At 57.1% G+C, this 18625-nt stretch carries 17 protein-coding genes; 3 read left to right on the forward strand and 14 right to left on the reverse strand.

What is annotated here, in order from left to right:
• Nucleotide 1 precedes the first annotated feature (1 nt).
• Nucleotides 2–817 (forward strand): helix-turn-helix domain-containing protein, encoded by an 816-nt coding sequence (locus Q1L34_RS00825; RefSeq protein ID WP_004868865.1) that lies wholly within the window; start codon nucleotides 2–4, stop codon nucleotides 815–817.
• A 42-nt stretch (nucleotides 818–859) separates the two neighbouring features.
• On the opposite strand, the gene araD is transcribed toward Q1L34_RS00825, so the two are convergent.
• The 12 genes from araD to Q1L34_RS00885 all read right to left on the reverse strand — a co-directional run bounded on the left by araD (nucleotide 860) and on the right by Q1L34_RS00885 (nucleotide 13161).
• Nucleotides 860–1558, reverse strand: a complete 699-nt coding sequence (gene araD / locus Q1L34_RS00830; RefSeq protein WP_104897011.1) for an L-ribulose-5-phosphate 4-epimerase — start codon at nucleotides 1556–1558, stop codon at nucleotides 860–862.
• A complete protein-coding gene (locus tag Q1L34_RS00835; protein ID WP_004868862.1) occupies nucleotides 1552–2412 on the reverse strand; it encodes an L-ribulose-5-phosphate 3-epimerase in 861 nt (286 codons plus the stop codon). The genes araD and Q1L34_RS00835 overlap by 7 nt, the downstream gene beginning before the upstream one ends.
• A complete protein-coding gene (gene ulaD, locus Q1L34_RS00840) occupies nucleotides 2405–3067 on the reverse strand; it encodes a 3-keto-L-gulonate-6-phosphate decarboxylase UlaD (protein WP_064356581.1) in 663 nt (220 codons plus the stop codon). Before ulaD ends, Q1L34_RS00835 begins: the two co-directional genes overlap by 8 nt.
• A complete protein-coding gene (locus Q1L34_RS00845; protein WP_268651008.1) occupies nucleotides 3064–4569 on the reverse strand; it encodes an FGGY-family carbohydrate kinase in 1506 nt (501 codons plus the stop codon). Before Q1L34_RS00845 ends, ulaD begins: the two co-directional genes overlap by 4 nt.
• A gap of 47 nt (nucleotides 4570–4616) precedes the next feature.
• Nucleotides 4617–5936, reverse strand: a complete 1320-nt coding sequence (locus tag Q1L34_RS00850; RefSeq protein WP_099844445.1) for an MFS transporter — start codon at nucleotides 5934–5936, stop codon at nucleotides 4617–4619.
• Between the two features lie 53 nt (nucleotides 5937–5989).
• Complete coding sequence (locus Q1L34_RS00855) at nucleotides 5990–6925, reverse strand: DUF4862 family protein (protein WP_044350498.1); 936 nt, start codon at nucleotides 6923–6925, stop codon at nucleotides 5990–5992.
• 45 nt (nucleotides 6926–6970) lie between these two features.
• On the reverse strand, nucleotides 6971–7438 hold the full coding sequence (locus tag Q1L34_RS00860) for a NanQ anomerase/TabA/YiaL family protein (protein ID WP_004868849.1): 468 nt from the start codon (nucleotides 7436–7438) through the stop codon (nucleotides 6971–6973).
• Nucleotides 7439–7449: 11 nt separating this feature from the next.
• The gene (yiaK, locus tag Q1L34_RS00865) at nucleotides 7450–8448 is read right to left on the reverse strand and encodes a 3-dehydro-L-gulonate 2-dehydrogenase (protein ID WP_004868847.1); all 999 of its coding nucleotides are present in this window, start codon (nucleotides 8446–8448) and stop codon (nucleotides 7450–7452) included.
• A 112-nt stretch (nucleotides 8449–8560) separates the two neighbouring features.
• Nucleotides 8561–9424 (reverse strand): SMP-30/gluconolactonase/LRE family protein, encoded by an 864-nt coding sequence (locus Q1L34_RS00870; protein WP_004868844.1) that lies wholly within the window; start codon nucleotides 9422–9424, stop codon nucleotides 8561–8563.
• 1 nt (nucleotide 9425) lies between these two features.
• Complete coding sequence (locus Q1L34_RS00875; RefSeq protein WP_225612327.1) at nucleotides 9426–10493, reverse strand: ABC transporter substrate-binding protein; 1068 nt, start codon at nucleotides 10491–10493, stop codon at nucleotides 9426–9428.
• A 63-nt stretch (nucleotides 10494–10556) separates the two neighbouring features.
• Nucleotides 10557–11627 carry an ABC transporter permease gene (locus Q1L34_RS00880; protein WP_044023579.1) on the reverse strand — a complete coding sequence of 357 codons (1071 nt, stop codon included), beginning with the start codon at nucleotides 11625–11627 and terminating at the stop codon, nucleotides 10557–10559.
• Nucleotides 11628–11640: 13 nt separating this feature from the next.
• Nucleotides 11641–13161 (reverse strand): sugar ABC transporter ATP-binding protein, encoded by a 1521-nt coding sequence (locus tag Q1L34_RS00885; protein ID WP_004868839.1) that lies wholly within the window; start codon nucleotides 13159–13161, stop codon nucleotides 11641–11643.
• A gap of 223 nt (nucleotides 13162–13384) precedes the next feature.
• Here Q1L34_RS00885 and yiaJ point away from each other — a divergent pair, with 223 nt between their 5' ends.
• Nucleotides 13385–14203 (forward strand): IclR family transcriptional regulator YiaJ, encoded by an 819-nt coding sequence (yiaJ, locus tag Q1L34_RS00890; RefSeq protein ID WP_004868836.1) that lies wholly within the window; start codon nucleotides 13385–13387, stop codon nucleotides 14201–14203.
• 115 nt (nucleotides 14204–14318) lie between these two features.
• Complete coding sequence (locus Q1L34_RS00895; RefSeq protein ID WP_004868835.1) at nucleotides 14319–14807, forward strand: 4Fe-4S binding protein; 489 nt, start codon at nucleotides 14319–14321, stop codon at nucleotides 14805–14807.
• Nucleotides 14808–14889: 82 nt separating this feature from the next.
• Here Q1L34_RS00895 and avtA read toward each other — a convergent pair whose 3' ends face one another.
• Together avtA and Q1L34_RS00905 are read right to left on the reverse strand one after the other, a co-directional pair.
• Nucleotides 14890–16149: a valine--pyruvate transaminase gene (avtA, locus tag Q1L34_RS00900; protein WP_327204331.1), complete on the reverse strand. Its 1260-nt coding sequence runs from the start codon at nucleotides 16147–16149 to the stop codon at nucleotides 14890–14892.
• Between the two features lie 174 nt (nucleotides 16150–16323).
• Nucleotides 16324–18357: an alpha-amylase gene (locus tag Q1L34_RS00905; RefSeq protein WP_004868828.1), complete on the reverse strand. Its 2034-nt coding sequence runs from the start codon at nucleotides 18355–18357 to the stop codon at nucleotides 16324–16326.
• Between the last annotated feature and the right edge of the window lie 268 nt (nucleotides 18358–18625).

Below are 18625 nucleotides of genomic sequence, written 5' to 3' on the forward strand. Positions count from 1 at the left end.
TATGCTTGAATTATCCATGTCTTTACCGATTAAAGTCCAAAATGGCGGGTTATTTATTTCTCGCGGTATTGGTAGCCATCCGGCACGACAGCTTCGTTCCTGGGAAATTATCTTCGTTGAAAAAGGGACATTAACGATTCGCGAAGATAACGAGGTATTTAGCGTGAATGCCGGGGAAAGTTTGCTGCTGTGGCCAGAGCGCTTGCATGTCGGGGTAGGGCAATTTCCGGCGGATTTAAAATTCTACTGGCTGCATTTCGAAGTGGTAGCAGACGAGGCCGCCTCGCCGCCCGAAGCGCTGCTGGCGGTGCCCCAGCACACGCGGGTGAGTGAGCCGCAATATATTATCTCCCTGTTCAGGCAATTCTTGCATGAACAGGAAAATATTCATCGTAGCGTCGCGCTGGAGCTGATCCTGCTGCTGATTTTGCAGAAGATTGCGGCGGCGGCCAGCGAACAGCCTGCCGATAGTCCCGGCACCGCGCTGGCCTGGAAAGCGCAGCAAATCATCCTCACCCGGTTTCATCTGCCCATTTCTGCCTCCACGCTGGCGAAGGAGCTGCACTGCAACGCGGACTACCTCGGGCGCGTCTATCGCCATGCTTTCAGGCTGACGCTAACCGAAGCGCTGCATCGCCAGCGGGTGAGGGCGGCGGAAAAGCTGCTGATCAGCGATTCGCTGTCATTGACCGACGTGGCGTCGAAATGCGGGTTTAATGATGTGGGCTATTTCCGCAAAATTTTCCGCAAGCACACCGGTCTGACCCCGGCGGCATGGAAGCGTCGCTACTGTAAGGAGCACGTGAATTCGGCGTAGGAACGGCCTCCTCCGGGCGGAGAAGGCGCGGTGGTAGGGTGGTCAGTTTTGCCCGTAATAGGCATTGGCGCCGTGTTTACGCAAATAGTGTTTATCGAGCAGTTCAGACTGCATATCAGGCAGTTGCGGGGCCAGCTGGCGCGAGAACAGCCCCATGTAAGCGCACTCCTCCAGCACCACCGCGTTATGCACGGCATCGGCGGCATCTTTGCCCCAGGCAAACGGGCCGTGTGAGTGGACGAGGACCGCCGGAATTTGCGCCGGATCCAGCCCGCGCTCTTCAAAGGTTTTAATGATCACTTCGCCGGTCTGATATTCGTATTCGCCGTTAATTTCGTCCACTGTCATCAGACGGGTACAGGGAATGGCGCCGTAGAAATAGTCGGCATGGGTGGTGCCCCATGCCGGCAGGTCAATGCCCGCCTGCGACCAGATCGTCGCGTGGCGGGAATGGGTGTGCACGATCCCGCCGATCTGCGGATAGCGGCGATAGAGCGCCAGATGGGTCGGGGTATCGGACGACGGTTTTTTGCTGCCTTCAACGACCTTGCCGCTGGCTAACTCCACCACCACCATATCGTCGGCGGTCATTACCGTATATTCGACACCGGAAGGTTTGATGACCATCAGCGTGCGCGTGTCATCGACCGCGCTGACGTTGCCCCAGGTAAACGTCACCAGCTGGTGGGCCGGCAGCGCCAGGTTGGCAGCCAGGACCTTGGCTTTGAGTTGTTCTAACATGTAAATCCTCCTTCCTGCATCCGCGATTCAATCCAGCGACGTGCCTGGATAATTTCCAGCACCGGTTCGCTGGCTTTCTCCGTCCACATTTCAATCAGAAACGATCCGCGATAGTTCAGTTCGTGCAGGGTTTTGAAAATGCCAACAAAATCGACACAACCTTCGCCAAACGGCACGTCACGAAACTGTCCGGGACTGTGCGCGGTGACCGGCTGGGTATCTTTCAGGTGGATGGCGGCGATGCGATCGATACCCAGTTTGAGTTCGGCGGCCACGTCGTTGCCCCAGGCGCTGAGGTTGCCGACGTCCGGATAAACGGTGAACCATGGGGAAGAGAGCATCTCATCCCACGCTTTCCACTTGCTGATGGAGTTCATAAAGGCGGTATCCATGATCTCCACCGCCAGCATCACCTGCGCAGCTGCGGCCTGTTCCACCGCCCACGCCAGCCCTTCGGCAAAGCGCTGGCGGGTGCCTTCATCGTGCTCCTCGTAGTAGACGTCATAGCCCGCCAGTTGAATGGTGCGGATGCCCAGATCGCGCGCCAGACGGATGGCTTTGGTCATGATCTCCCGCGCCCGCTGGCGGATGGACTCATCGCGGCTGCCAAAGGGGAAGCGGCGGTGGGCGGAGAGGCACATCGACGGAATGGCTACTCCGGTCTCCAGCATGGCGGTCACCAGCGAGGCGCGCTGAGCGGGGCTCCAGTCGAGGCGTGACAGGCGTTCGTCAGTCTCATCTACCGACATTTCGACAAAATCAAACCCGCAGCTTTTTGCCAGCACCAGCCGCTCCGGCCAGCTGAGATCTTTGGCCAGCGCTTTCTCATAGATACCTAACGGATGATTACGCATGCTGTTCTCCCCAGATGGCGTCAATCTGTGCGTGGAATTCGGCGGCAACCTGTGCCGGGTGGGCGGCGCCTGATAATGCACGTCCGGCAATAAACGCTTTAACGTTAATATCACGGAACAGCGCCAGGTCAGCGGGGGTGATCCCGCCGGTAATCGACAGTTCGAGGCCAATATCCGACAGCGCCTTCATGCGCGTCAGATCGGCGTCACCCCACTGTTGCCCGCTGGCCTGGGCGTCGCGTCCGCGGTGGTAGATCGCCTGACGAACCCCGGTGCGATACCAGCCACGGGCATCCTCCAGCGTCCAGTTGCCGAACAGCTCCATCTGAATTTCTCCGCCGCAGGCCTGCGCCACGGCGTGGCCTTTCTCTACCGTGGCGAGCGGGGCGGCGCAGATGATAGTCATCCAGTTGGCGCCGGCGTTAAACGCCTGCTGTGCGAGGGTTTCGCCGGCATCGGCCACCTTCCAGTCGGCGACGATAATTTTGTCCGGACACTGGGCGCGCAGGGCGGTCACCGCGCGCAGCCCTTCGGTAAGGCACAGGATCGTGCCGGCTTCGACGATATCGACGTGGTCCTGTAACAGGGCGACATCGTGCTGTGCCGCCTGAAGATGGGTATGGTCGAGCGCCAGTTGCAGTAATGGACGGCTCATAGTGCGTGCTCCTTAATGCGGGCGTGATAGCCCTGCAGTGCCTGAATCAAATGTTGGTATTGCTGGTATTTGTGCTGGTAACGCGCGTACGCGGCCATGTCGGGCTGCAGCGTGCGTACCGGATGTTGTAAATCGTGCTGGGCGTCCTGGAAGGTGCGGTAGACGCCGGTCCCGACGCGTGCGGCAAGCGCCGCGCCGAAGCACCCGGTCTCCTCGACCTGCGGCAATTCGATGCACAGACCGCTGACGTCGGCCAGCATCTGCATCCAGACGTCAGAGTGCGCCGGGCCGCCGGTGACGCGCAGGGCGTGAACATCGGTAAAGCGTTCACGCATGCGGTTCAGGTGGGTCATATGGCTGAAGACCACTCCTTCGTAGACCGCCTGCAGCAGATGGGCGCGGGTGTGCAGCGCCTGCAGGCCGTAAAACCCGCAGGTCATCTCCAGCCCGGCGTTGCTGCCATAGAGAAACGGCAGGAAAAAGAGCTGGCCGTCGGCTTTCGGCAGCCCGGCGACGGCCCGGTTGATCTCATCGAAAGAGAGGTCGCCCCATTGGGCCGTGAACCATTCAAGATTGCCGGAAGAGGTTGGGCTGGCTTCATGAACGATGTACTGCCCGTCATTGACGTAGCGACCGTAGACGTAAGGGTGGGCCTCGTGATTGCGCAGGCCGTGGGTTATTCCACTGGTCACCGCCCAGGTCCCCATTACCGCATTGAGGGTAAACTCATCTTCGATACCCGCGCAGAGTGCGGTGGAAACCACATCAAACAGACCGCCGACGACGGGAGTTCCCGCCGCCAGACCGGTGATAGCGGCTGCCTGAGCGGTGATTTCCCCGCATATTTCTGCTGAACCGACGATGGGCGGTAAGGCGTTATCGATTTCACTGATGCCCAGCCAGCGGGTCAGCTGTGGGTCGTACTGGCCGGTTGCCATGTTGTAGAGGTTGGACTCGGAGATGTTGCTCTCCTCGCAGCCTTTAACGCCGGTTAAGCACCAGCGCAGGTAGTCGTGGCCCATCATGACGCTGCCGATTTGCGCGTAACGCTGAGGTTCATGCTCTTTTACCCAGCGCAGCAGCGAGGCCGGATGCCCGGTCCACAACGTCTGGCGGGTGACCGGATACAGCTGCTCAGGGATGCCGTCCTGCTGCCAGCGCTGGACGATATCCAGCGCCCGGCGATCGGAGGAGAGCATGGCATTGCCCAGTGGCCGATCCTGTTTATCCAGGAGAAACAGCCCCTTGCCCTGCGCCGAAATACCGATCCCGGTAATCTGTTCGCCCACGACGCCGGTGCGTTGTAGTAGCCCGGCAATGGTCGCCACGCACTGTTGCCAGAGCTGGTGCATGTCGCGTTCGGCATAGCCCGGCAGGGGCGACGCCGTCTGCAGCGATTGCCGATGAATGCCATGCTCATGACCTTTGGCGTCATATAAACCGGCTTTCAGATAGGTACCACCGCAGTCGATACCGAGCCAGAAGGTCTTTTTCTCACTCATCTTTGCATTCTCTTTGTTGCCGGGAGGCGCAGACCCCCCGGCAGGGGTTACGCCGCGTGTTTACGTGGGCTCATCGTCTTTACCGGGGCTGCGCCGGTATCGCATTTCGACGGCAGCAGAAGGGCCATCAGCGCAGCCAGCGCCAGGGAGATCGCCAGGCAGTAAACGCCGGCGTCTTTGCTGTAAAGGGTGATCAGTACGCCCACCGCGTAGGGACCGCAGAAGCCACCGAGGTTGCCGAGGGCGTTGATGACGCCACGGGCGCCGCCGGCCATTTCAGCGCTGAACAAGCGGGCCGGAATGGTCCAGAACACCCCCGCCGCGGACTGCAGGAAGAAGCCACAACCCACCAGCGCGGCATAGGCCAGCCAGACGTTGTTTTTCAACGCCACCGACAGGAACATGCACAGGGCAAAGCCAACCAGCGGCAGGCAGACGAACAGTTTGCGTTTTCCGGTACGGTCAGAGAGGGAAGAGAACAGGAACATCCCGGCAATCGCCCCGACGTACGGCAGGATAGCGAGCATCCCAACCTGCCCCATGCTGCTGTGCGTCAGCTCTTTGAGAATGGTGGGGAGCCACAGGGTGTAGCCGTAAATACCGGTCTGATAGAAGAAATTCAGGGCGATCAGTTGCCACATGGTTCTGTCGGCCAGTACAGCGCTGAGAGACGCATTTTTGACGGTGGTTCCGGCGATGGCGCGTTGTTCGGCGGCGAGGGTATCGACCAGGTAGCGCTTTTCGGCTTCAGAAATCCACCGGGCTTCCTGCGGACGGTCGTAGACGGTATAGGCCCACAGGGCTAATACCACCACTGAGAGCAAGCCTTCAATAATGAACAGCCAGCGCCAGTCGAGGATGGTAATGATCCATCCGGAGAGCGGGGCGGTAATAATGCCGGCAATCGGGACAAACATAATCACAATCGCGTTGGCGCGGCCACGTTCAGCATCCGGGAACCAGTTGCTGATCATCGTCAGCACCACGGGCAGCATGCCCCCTTCGGCGACACCCAGTAAGAAACGCAGGACCAGCAGCTGATACTGGTTGGTGATTAACCCGGTCAGGACCGAAATGACCGCCCAGGCGACCAGCGACCAACCAATAAACTTCTTGCCGCTGCCGTGGACCGCGATTTTCCCGCCCGGCACCTGTAAAAACAGATAGCCGATAAAGAATATCCCGCCCGCAAGCCCTGCCATGGTGGCGGAAATACCGAGTTCGGCATCCATCCCGCCGGGCATAGCAAAGGCAATGTTGACCCGGTCCATATAGGAAATAATACACGCGATAAGAATAGGGGGAATAATTCTTAACCAGCGTTGGCGCGGAATATCCGTGGTTGTAGCGTAAGAGGAAGTGTTCATATTAATCTCGTGTTTAAAGTAACTGACGTTGCGATTAAATTGACGCTTTATATTTATTGTTGGGCTATGTTTAACGCGTTAATGCCATCGCGTAATATGGCTATGCGATGATTCGCATCAGCATTCTCATCAATTTCCAGTAACTTAATACCGGCAAACTGTAATTTTGCTGAATCAGCCACATTAAATAATTCTTTGGCGTGCGCCGCCGTTAACAGGCTGTGCGGGCAGAACGGGGCGAACGGTGTGTGCAGGTCAGTCCATTCGCCATACGGCCCTTCGGTCGCGGTGCCAGAGAACATCAGCGCCCCCAGTTTTCCTGCGGCATGTACCGCCTGAGCGTGCGTCAGCGGCAGGGCGGCGTTACGCCCTTCAATCGCCGACCGCGCCCAGTTGATACAGATATCAATGCGGTAACCTGCCAGGACCTCCAGCACGTTTTCCAGCGGCAAAAAGCCTTTGCGTGGCGCCGGCTGGTTCATGGCATCACAATGTTCCAGTACGAGTGAGCATGACCAGTCCCAGGCCGCAATCTCTTTGATTGAGCGGGCGAAAGCATCGGTTGCCTGCTCTACGTTCGCATTGCCTGCAAGCGGCGCCGCCTGCAGTTCCAGGGCGATCACCTTGCCAGCAAAACGTTTGTTTAGCGCATTGATTTTGTTGTGTAAATGACGATGGAATTCGATGCATGCCAGGCGCTGTTCTTCATCGCTGGAGGCCAGGCCGAAAGCCGTGTTGCCGCCGCCACGGCGACGCATGGTTTCCGGGATGGCAGTCACCACCATCTGCCACTCCTGCGGCGTATGCTGGAGCAACCACTCATCGCCATAGGGGTGAAAATTCTCATGGCATGGCTGCTCGAGCCCACGGATGTGGGGCGTGTCCGCGAGTAAGCGCCAGAATTCCGTCTCTTCTTGTTCGCTCTTTTGGTGAAATGAGGGCGCACAAGGATATGCGCCGATGATATAACCGGCGTCATTTCTTTCCATTTTTCACTCCTTTTATTTATCGTCGTGCGACAAATAAATTACGGATTAATCTAAAGCGGAAATAGCAACTTTAACCACTATTTTCCTGATTGCCGTTGCCCGGTGTTTATTACAGGCTGGTCGGTGAACATCCTGCGGGAAAAATATGGCGTAGTTCCCCGGCCTCATTTCTATTAACGATTCATTTTCGCTGTGGTGATAGAAAATAATATCCCGCTGCTCAAGTAATTCTTCACTGACGACATTATTGCCGGTATCGATAGCAACACCGATCTGCTCTTCACCGGAATATAAAAACTGGATATCCAGGTAGCGGCGGTGTACTTCCGGGCGCAATTCATCGTGCGGGCGGGTGGTCAGGTCGAGGATCTGCGCGAAGATCGTGCGCCCCTCGATTTCGACCACCCCGGTCTCCAGCTTGCTGAAGTCCGTGGTGCGCAAAAAATCCAGTGCTTTTTCAATCGCCGCCGGGTACCGGCAGGCGTTGGGTTGGGAAATATGTCCATAAATCATGATGATATTCCTTACAGCGCTTTGATTTTTGCCCACACGCTGTCATCAACGGTGATGCCGTTGCGGCGGTTCTCTTCCAGCAGACGGGAAAACTCATGACCGGGCAGACGGACCGGCACGTTTTCGTCGGCACGTTCGGCGCTGGTGATGTAATCCATGATGCGTTGCAGCTTGGCGTCGCGAGTGGCTCCGTCGATCAGCTTGTCCACTTCGATAGCGATAAAGACTTGCGAAATGTTGAATTCGTCACTGTTGTCTTCAGTTACTGCAGCAACGGAAGCGCCATCGGAGAGCAGGGTGGCGATCATGTCCAGCACAATGGAGAGGCCTGAACCTTTCCAGTAGCCCATCGGCAGAATACGGCGGTTTTTCTCGATGGGTGCCGGGTCTTTGGTCAGGTTGCCTTCGTCATCGAAGCCGCCGTCAACCGGCAGCTGGCGGCCCGCCAGACGGTTCACTTCCAGCATGCCGTAGGAGAACATCGACATTGACATGTCCACCATGGTGATCGGCGTCGACGGAATAGCGACGATCAGTGGGTTCGTCCCGATGCGGCACTCTTTGGCGCCCCACGGCGGCATCACGGCAATGGAGTTGGTCCAGCAGATACCGATGTAGCCTTTTTCCGCCGCCTGCCAGCCGTAGCTGCCGCCGCGCATCCAGTGGTTGGCGTTGCGTACCGCAACCAGACCAATACCGTGGTCAGAAGCCAGTTCAATAGCCCGATCCATCATTTTTTTCGCCGTCAGGTTACCGATTGAACGCTGGGCATCCCACTGCTCAATTGCCCCCAATGAAGCGGTACGTTTTGGCAGGGCCTCCGGGATGATATCGCCGTTTTCCAGCTGCTGAATAAAGCGCGGGAAACGGTTTACGCCGTGTGAATAGACCCCTGACTCGGTGGTGCGAGCGAACATTTCTGCACAGGCATCGGCAGTTTCAGCCGCCACGCCGCGTGCCAGCAGGACACGGGTAAACTCATTTTTAAGGTCAGAAAAACTCAATAACATACGTTTTCTCCATTACATCTTATGTTTCACATAGTGGAATGTGATTCCACTAAATAGTGTCGGGTTGCAAAAACACGCCGGCAGGACCGGTGCGTGTCGGTGTGATTCTGGTTTATCCCTGAAGGCGGGACGGGGTGAAGGTCACCCGGTACAGCGATGTCGTCGCCGTAATAAAAAGCGCATTCCCGTCGGGGCCACCAAAGGTGCAGTTAGAGACGCGCTCGGGGACCGCAATGGTGTCCAGTAATTCGCCTGCGGCGGAGAAAATCAAAATCCCCGTTTCGCAGCTGCAGTAAATATTCCCGTCCTGGTCGACGCAAAATCCGTCCGGAATACCCGGTTTGACCTGGGTTACAACGTGGGAAAATAGCGCGTTATCGCCTTCAAGACGGTAAGCACGAATTTCCCGGCGACCCTGGCTCGGAAAATCAATAACCGACATATCTGCCACGTATAGCCATTTATCATCTGGCGAAAAGGCCAGCCCGTTGGGGCGCTGGGTATCGCTGATGGCAATAGCGACCTGGTGACGCGCTTCATCAAAGCGATAGACGTAGCAGCCAATGACCTGACTTGCGGCGCGATAGCCCTCTTCGTCACCGACGATGCCGTAGGGCGGATCGGTAAACCAAATCGACCCGTCCTGGCGCACCGCGATATCGTTGGGGGAGTTAAAACGCAGCCCATCGACTTTATCCACCAGCAGGGTGTGATTGCCTGCGGCGTCGGTACGGCTGATCCCGCGCCGACCGTGCTCGCAGGTTAACAAGCGCCCTTGTAAGTCCCGCGCGTTGCCGTTGGCAAAGTGGGATTCGGCACGAAACACGCTGACGCCATTTTGCGCATCCCAACGGAACATTCTGTTGCCTTTCACATCGCTGAAAATCAGGCACTGCTGGTCTGCCAGCCACACCGGGCCTTCCGCCCAGATCGCCGGTGAGCACAGGCGTTCAATACTTCCCGTGACGGCTAACATTTCACTTCACGCCCCAGATGGCTTTGTAGCGATCGCGATAATGGTTGTCCGGGTCGAATTCGTTGTTCTGGCCGCCGTCGGCGGCGATGTTCTCTTTGGTTACCAGATGCGCCGGGGTGACATAACCAGACGGCGCTTTGCCCGCGAAGGCGCGGTTAAATTCATCCAGCAGCTGCCAGCCGTGCAGTTTCAACGGTTCTGGTACGGTTGCGATCTGCGCTTTGCCTTCACGTACGCGCTGGTAGGCGGTGACGGAACCGTCGCCAGCGGAGATGTTGTACGGTGGTTTATCTCCGCTGCCTTTGCCCGCGGTTTGCAGGGCAGGGGCCATAAAGTCGAAGTACAGGTCGTTAATCGCCAGCGAGTATTCGAATTTATCGCCATATTTTTGGATCAGGCTGTAGGTCATGCCCGGCATGCGGTTGGAGGTATCGGCCAGCGGGGTATCGATAAACTCCACCACCTGGCAACCGCTGCATTGCTCAATCACCTTCTTCATCGCGTTGGCTTTATCCAGCGCGATTTGGTACAGCGAGTCGGTGAAAATCAGCACTTTGGCGGTGCCGTTGGATTTCGCCACCGCATACAGCGCCGCCATGCGCGAAACGTCATTCGAGTCGGAGGTCACGTTGTAGAAAATGTTGTAAGCCGGAACCGGGCCAGGCGCGGGAACCGCGTGCCATGCGGTCAGCACGATGCCCTCTTTCACGGCTTTTTTCAGCGGAATTTTGGCGACGTTCGGGTTCCAGCCGCCAATGACGATACCGTCCGGTTTACGGGCGATCGCCTGGTTTAGCGCCGCCAGTTGATCTTTCACCGAACCTGCACCATCCAGTACATCCAGCTGCCAGCCTGCGGCTTTCACCGCTTCCTCCAGTCCCTCTTTAACGCCCAGCACGCCGCCGTTTTTCATGTCCGAGGCGATGAAAATGATCTTCTTATTCGGCTGCAGCGCCGGACCTTGGGTTGGGCCGTCCCATGTGGTGACTGGTGCGGTCGCTTTGGCAATCGCCGTTTTCGCTTGCTGAACAAAGGCATCGTCGGCGAGGCTGAAACCACTTGCCATCATCAACCCGGCAGCCAGACAGCATTGAACTATTTTTTTATTCATTTTCAGTTCCTTACGCGAGAGTCATTGGGTAACGGAGGAGCCCGATGCTGGCGATTGTGCCCGCTGCACCAGTTTTTTATTTAATGCCCGACGGCGTTGGGCGTAGCCTGCCAGGGTAATCGACAGCAGCAGCGTCGCGCCGTTAAACAGTGGTTCGACCCAAAACGCGCCGCCGAACTGCTGGATACCCGCAATACCTATCGCCAGCACCGCAATACCGACCACCGTGCCCCAGACGTTCACCCGGCCAGGACGAATGGTAGTGCTGCCAAGGAAGGCACCCACCAGAGCCGGGAGCAGATAATCCATCCCGACGCTGGCCTGGCCCACACCCTGCTCGGCGGCGATGATCACCCCGGTAAAGCCGGTTAAGGTGCTGGAAGTCATAAATGCCCCGATGATGTAACGATTAACGGAAATGCCGTTGAGCGCTGCGGCGACGGGGTTGCCGCCCACCGCATACATGCAGCGACCAATCGGGGTATGTTCGGTGATGATCCACAACACCACGGCGGCAAAAAGGACGTAGAAGGCCACCACCGGAATGCCGAACAGGTCGGAGTGATGCAGGGCGATAAAGGCGTCCGGTAAGTCCCCGACGATCTGCCGACCGCCAGAGTGCCAGAGCGCGATGGCGTACAGCACCGTACCGGAACCCAGGGTCGCAACAAAGCTGTCGATATCCGCCAGCGCCACCAGAATACCGTTCAGCAAACCGTAGAGCGCAGAGAGCACCAGCACGATCGCCACAGCGACGGGCCAGGAGAAACCATATTCAACCTGCAAAGTAATGGCGAGGATGTGCCAGAGCACGATGCCGAAGCCGACGTTCAGGTCGATTTTGCCAACAATCATCGGGATGGTTGCTGCTAGCGCCAGCAGGGCGATTTTCGATTTGCTATCGAGAATGGCCTGCAGCGTCAACAGGGAAGCAAACGAAGGCGTTGTCAGTGAAAAAACGATAACCAGCACCACGCAGATCGCGGGTAAACCGTAACGCGTGGTCAATTGTCCAAGCCAGGTAGCCGCACCGTGTTCATGAAGTGATACGCGTGATTCCAGGGCCGTCGATTTCATTGATGTTTTAGCCATAACGCACTCCGACTTAATGTATGGTGCCGCTGCCTGATGCCAGCTCAAGCAATCTGGCAAAGGTGACATCCTGGTTGAGAAGTTCGCCGACGATCTGCCCGCGGTTAAACACCAATGCCCGGTTACAGATGTGCGCTACCTCTTCCAGGTCGTTGGAGATGACCAGAATGGCAACGCCGTTTTGCAGCGCCTGATTGAGTAAATCGTAAATTTCTGCGCGTGCGCCTACATCAACGCCAGCAGAAGGATCTTCCAGGATGAGCAGCGGGGCATTGAGCGAGAGCCAGCGTGCCATGACTACTTTTTGCTGGTTGCCGCCCGACAGCGCACTGATTTCAATATTTATCTGCGCAGGGCGCACGTCGAACTGGCGGATTTTCTCCCGGCTCAGCGGCGCTTCGCTTTTTTCGTTATAGCGGGAAAACAGCGCATGGCCGTGTTTACAAGGGTTCATAAACAGGTTTTCACGCACCATCATGCCCGGAATCAGGCTTTCATGAAGACGGTCGCCGGCGACAAAAGAGATGCCTGCGGACATCGCTTCCCCTGGTGTTGTCGCCGTAAACGGCACGCCACTTAACGTGATTTGTCCACTCTCCTGCGGCCTGCAGGCAAACAGTAAACGTCCAATCTCTTCCTGACCGGCACCCCGCAGACCGGCGAGTGCCACCATCTCACCGGCACGCAGCTCAAAGGAGACCGGCCCGGTATCGCCCACTTTGACGTTGTCCATTTTCAACAGCACCGGCGCGCTGGCATCGGGTAAGGCCTGACGCCGATCGCCGCCGAGGCTTTCGCCCACAATCAGCTCGACCAGACCACGCAAGCTATAGCGAGCGATATCGCCGCCCCCGGCGTAGCAGCCGTCGCGCATCGCGCAAACGGTATCCGCCATCTCCATCACCTCATCCAGGCGGTGGGTGATGTAAATCATGCCAACCTGCTTCTCGCGCAGGATGTTCATCACGCGGAACAGGTGGCGGACATCGTCGGCAGGCAGTGAGGCTGTCGGTTCATCGAGCACCAGCACCGAGGCGTCAACTGCCACCGCGCGGGCAATCGCCAGCAGGGATTTTTCGGTGCGGGAAAGATCAAACACGCGGTCATCCGGGTCGAGCTGAATGCCGATATCTTCCAGCGCTTTTTGCGCCTGGCGTTTGGTGGCCGCCCAGTCAATCAGGCCGAAGCGACGGGGGAAACCCATCACCAGCGCCATGTTTTCGGCGACGGTCATCCACTCTACCAGGCCTAAGTCCTGATGAATAAAGGCGATAGGCTGTTCGTTACCCTGACGTAACGCGGCGGCGGAATCCACCGGCTGACCGCGAAACAGGATCTCGCCACCATCGCGGGAATAGACGCCCGCCAGCACCTTAATCAGCGTCGATTTACCGGCACCGTTTTCTCCCAGCAGTGCCACAACCTGGCCCGGATAAATATCCAGACTGACGTTATTGACCGCCACATTTCCACCAAAGCGCTTGATAATGTGGCGCATGGATAACAACGGAGACAACACTGCTGCTTCTGCCATTTAAGGTGACCTCCCGCCGTGTGGGAAAGAACGTTTTGCACGCTATAAATTTCACTATGCGAAATCTGATTTCAAATATATCGATCATGATTTCACAAAGCAATCGAAGAGGTTGTTTTTGAAATTCAATAAAATCAGTCAATTACAAAATTTCTGTTCAGATCGTGAAGTGAAACACACTTTGCGCTACCATCAGTGCGGGTCGAAAAGGGGAGCTGACGCGATGGACACAAAAGAGAGAGAAATGACGCAAGACAAAGAAAGGCCTGCGGGAAGCCAGAGCCTGTTCCGCGGGTTGATGCTGATTGAAATCCTCAGTAACTATCCGAACGGTTGCCCGCTGGCGCACCTTTCGGAGCTGGCGGGCCTGAACAAAAGCACCGTCCATCGCCTGTTGCAGGGGCTACAATCCTGCGGCTATGTGACGCCCGCACCCGCAGCCGGTAGCTATCGGCTGACCACCAAGTTCATTGCGGTGGGGCAAAAAGCGCTCTCCTCGCTGAATATCATCCACGTTGCCGCGCCGCATCTCGAGACGTTGAACCTGGTTACCGGCGAAACGGTGAACTTCTCCAGTCGGGAAGATGACCACGCCATTCTGATTTACAAGCTGGAACCCACCACCGGGATGCTGCGCACGCGGGCCTATATCGGCCAGCATATGCCGCTGTACTGCTCGGCGATGGGCAAGATCTACATGGCCTTTGGGCACCCTGACTATGTCGAGAACTACTGGGAAACTCACCAGGATATTATTCAGCCACTGACCCGGAATACCATCACCGGGCTGCCCGCAATGCATGATGAGCTGGCGCAGATCCGCGAGCGCAATATGGCGATGGACCGGGAAGAGAACGAACTAGGCGTCTCCTGTCTGGCGGTCCCGGTGTTTGATATCCATCGTCGGGTGCCTTATGCAATTTCTATCTCCCTGTCGACCTCGCGCCTGAAGCAGGTGGGCGAAAAGAACTTGCTGAAACCGCTGCGCGATACCGCAGAGGCGATTTCACGTGAGCTGGGTTTTGCCGTACGGGAAAGCTAAGGCAGATCCAAATTCCGCTGACGTAACGGAAAAAAACCGCTGACTCCATTCAGGATCAAGGCGCGCAGGAGGATATTTCTGGCACGCTGCCGTTTTATCCCCAATGGAGCAGTGGATGAACCGTTTTATCATCGCGGATGCCCAGAAGTGTATTGGCTGCCGTACCTGTGAAGTGGCCTGCGTGGTCTCCCATCAGCACGACCAAAGTTGTTCGACGGTTTCTGCGACTCAGTTTGCGCCCCGTATCCGGGTGGTGAAAAGCGATGCGCTGTCTACGGCCACCCTGTGCCGGCAATGTGAAGACGCACCCTGCGCCAATGTCTGTCCGGTTGAGGCTATCCAGCGCGACCGTGGGGTCTGGCGCGTCGACCAGCGGCGCTGTATCGGCTGTAAAAGCTGTATGGTGGCCTGCCCGTACGGGGCGATGAGCGTGATGATGACCGGGGAAGGGGTGCAGGCGCTGAAATGCGATTTATGCAGCCACACCGACGAAGGCCCGGCCTGCGTGGCGGCCTGTCCGACCCAAGCGCTGCGCTGCATGGAACCGAGCGAGCTGGAAAGACTTAGCGCCGAGCGTCGCCAGCGCATGGCGCTGGCGATGTAGCGATGATGCTTGCGGCGTGTTCCCCGGAAGCGGCGCTGGCGCGCCTGTCCGGGCTACGGGTTGGCCGATGGCGATGAGCCGGTTACGCGGCGCCCTGTTCACTCCAGGCCCGCTCAATCTCTTCGGCGAGGATTTGCACGCCCGCTTCGATTTTTTGCGGATCCGGCACGTAGTTCATACGCATGCACTGATGCGTGTGCGGCCAGGGTTTATCCAGCCCCGGGAAGAAGTAGTCGCCCGGAACCATCAATACACCGCGTTTTTTCAGCCGCTGGTACAGCAGTTCGGTGGAGATCGGCAGATCTTTAAACCACAGCCAGAGGAAAATCGCCCCTTCAGGTTTATGAATCAGGCAGCGTTCTTCCGGCAGATAGCGACGGATAATGGCGATAGTTTCCTGTACGCGCTGATAGTAGAACGGCTTGATGACCGTTTCCGACAGGCGCAGCAGGTCATGACGTTTGATCATTTCGCACATCATCGCCGGCCCCATTCCGCCCGGCGCAAGGCTGATAATCCCGTTCATGTTGCTGATGGCGGTAATGATTTTCTCATTGGCTATGATGATCCCGCAGCGGCTGCCCGGCAGGCCCAGCTTGGACAGGCTCATACACAGCACAATATTCGGGTTCCAGAGCGGCCTGGCGTCGCTGAAAATAATTCCCGGGAAAGGCACGCCATACGCGTTATCAATCACCAGCGGGACGCCGTGTTGGTGAGCCAGCGCATCCAGTTTGATCAGCTCTTCGTCGGTAATCACGTTACCGGTCGGGTTGGTCGGGCGAGAGACACAAATCATCCCCGTCTCTTCGGTGACCTGCAGATGCTCGAAATCGACGTGGTATTTAAACTGGCCTTCTGGCAGCAGCTCGATATTCGGGCGGGTGGCGACAAACAGATCCTCTTCGAGGCCCGAGTCGGCGTAGCCGATATATTCCGGCGTCAGCGGGAACAGGACTTTGCGGGTAGTGCCATCCGCACGGCACCCGGCAAAGAGGTTAAATAAGTAGAAAAACGCACTCTGACTGCCATTTGTTAGCGCAATATTCTGTGGTTCGATCTCCCAGCCCAGCTCTTCACGCAGCATCTGCGCCAGCACGGTCAGCAGCTCGCTTTTTCCCTGCGGACCGTCGTAATTACAAAGCGCATCAAGGGCTTTGCCGTTGGCGAGCATGTCAGCCAGCAGGTTCTGGAAGTATTCGTTCATTTCCGGGATCTGCGCGGGATTACCGCCGCCCAGCATGATTGCGCCCGGCGTGCGCAGGCCGTCATTGAGGTCTTCCATCAAGCGGGTGATGCCTGAATGACGGGTGAATTTGTCGCCGAAAAGTGAAAATGTCATTGCGGATAATCTATCGGTCTTCCTGGAAAGTGGATAACCATAACGCCAGCCTCGACGCGGTGCAAATCGGCAGGAAAGTCGAAGATTTCATTTTTATGCTGGATTATCGATGGGGATTAGTTTTTTATTCTGCAAAGGCTCCCCAAAGAGATCGGGGAGCCATCAGAAGCGGGGCTATCGTTGGCCTGCCCATACCACCATGACTTTGTCATCGGCGTTTTCACGGACGAAACCGTAACCTTGCGGCATAGAGAGCGTGGTTTGTTTACCCATCCCGATTGCCGGGTGGCGGGCGCGGAACTGGCCGAGTTTCTGCCAGTGGGTGACGCTGAGCGCGGCTTTACCCTCGACGTCCTGCCAGTTCATATCCGAACGTGTCCCCTGCAACGGATCTGAGCCGGTAGGTCCGAATGGCCGCGCGGACTCATCGCCATAGAAGAGCTGTACCGCGCCTGGTGCGAGCAGCAGCAGTTCTGCCGCAGTGCTGCCGCCTTCGCGGAACAGGCGCGTGTCGTGGGAGGAGAGGTAGCTCAGAACGTTAAACGTCTGCAGTTTATCCGCCATCTGCTGCCAGGTCAGGTCAATACTGGAGAGACAGCCTGACGCTTTCGCCGCCTGATCCTGGTAGTCGAAGTTAATCATCGCATCAAAACCGTGGCGGTAGTAATCGCTCTGCATTACCCCATGACCCCAGGCTTCACCGGTCATCCAGAAAGGCGCGTTATCCAGCGCTTTATCCGGATTGGCCTTTTTCCATTCCGCCAGCGCCGCAGTGGCCTGGGTTTTCAACTGCTGCCAGGCAGCCTGCTCGACGTGTTTGGCGGTATCGACGCGGAAGCCGTCAATGCCGTAATCACGTACCCACTGACTCAACCAGTGGGTCAGATAATCGCGCGGCGTATAGCCTGGAATCACTTTTGCCGCCGTATCAGGCTTTTGTTGATAGAAATTCGGCAGCCCGGAAGGGGCGGTTGATTCGGTTTTCAGATCCGGCAGAAAAGCCAGGGACATGGTCAGATCGTCAAAGCCTGGGTTGTCGTAGTCGCCGATATCGGTACGAATCCATTTTTTCCCCCACCATTTTTCCCAGCCGGCTTTATCGCTGAAGTTGATGTAGTCGTTGAAGCTGTGCCAGGTCTGTCCCGGGCCGGGTTTCCAGTTGGTCCAGTGTTCCCCGAGCGTTTTTTTCAGTTCGTCGCCCTGCAGATACAGCGAGCCGAATTTGAACGTCTGCATATCGGCGAGGGTGGCGTAGCCGGTGTGGTTCATCACCACATCGAACAGGATGCGAATACCGCGCTTGTGCGCCTCATCGACAAGGCGACGCAAATCCTCCTCAGTACCCATATTGGCATCCAGCTTTGTCCAGTCCTGGGCGTAGTAGCCGTGGTAGGCGTAATGCGGGAAATCGCCCTTGGTTCCGCCGCCGACCCAGCCGTGAATTTGTTCCAGCGGCGAGCTTATCCACAGTGCGTTAACGCCCAACGCTTTCAGGTAGTCGAGTTTGCTGGTCAGCCCTTGCAGGTCGCCGCCGTGGAAGGTGCCGATTTCCTGCATACCGTCTTTGTGGCGTCCATAGCTGTTGTCGTTGGCCGGGTTACCGTTGACGAAACGGTCGGTCAGCACGAAATAGACGGTGGCGTTATGCCAGTTGAAAGGCGCGTCGGCGGTGGTTTCCGCACTTTCAAGCAGCAATAAACCATTGCTGTTGGGGGCCGGCTGCAGCGTAATTTTCCCGGCGCTGACCGTGGCGACATTGCCGCTGTAGAAATCACGGACTTTGCTGCCCTCGGCAAAGGTCTTGCTGACATCCAGCGTCAGCGGCTTACCATCCCATTTTGGACACTGACGCAGCTGCGGCGCGGAAGCTGTCGCCGCCTCTTTTTCCTCCAGAGAAAGCATCAGCGTCGGCGTACCGGAGCGAGTATCGACTTCAAGCGTGTAGCGACCTTCGCGGAAGACCCGCCACTGTGCAGGGGTGCCGCGGCAGGGTTCCATGGAGAGCATCTGGTTGAGTTTGATGGCGCCGACGGGCTGCCAGCACTGTTGGTCAAAATTAATTTGTAGCGGACGTGTACCCTTCGCCACCTCGTTTTGACTGATAAACCTGCCGGTGCCCTCTTCGGTAAAGGCCGGAAAATCGGCGGTGGTCCAGGCGGCGAAGGCCATTCCTGGCAACAAGAGCGACGCTAGCGCAGCGAGTTTCATTCTGGAGTCCTGTGAGCGGTTTTTTGTTCAGTTTGCCCGGCAAAGCGGGTAATGAACTCATCCCATCTGCGCTTTTGCAGGGATGACAAAAAGGGGTGAGTGACAGCGGTCAAAAAACAGGCAAAAAATGAGACGGCGCTAGCATTTTTGCCCCCTGATGACGGCGCGGAAACCGATTTCAGATGACAGCTTTTAGGAATTGGACTATTTCTGTTAGTGCTCTCACTGGGTATTTTTGATACTATTCGCGACTCAATTAACGTTTTTT

Source organism: Klebsiella ornithinolytica, from assembly GCF_030505655.1.
GTDB lineage: Bacteria > Pseudomonadota > Gammaproteobacteria > Enterobacterales > Enterobacteriaceae > Klebsiella > Klebsiella ornithinolytica.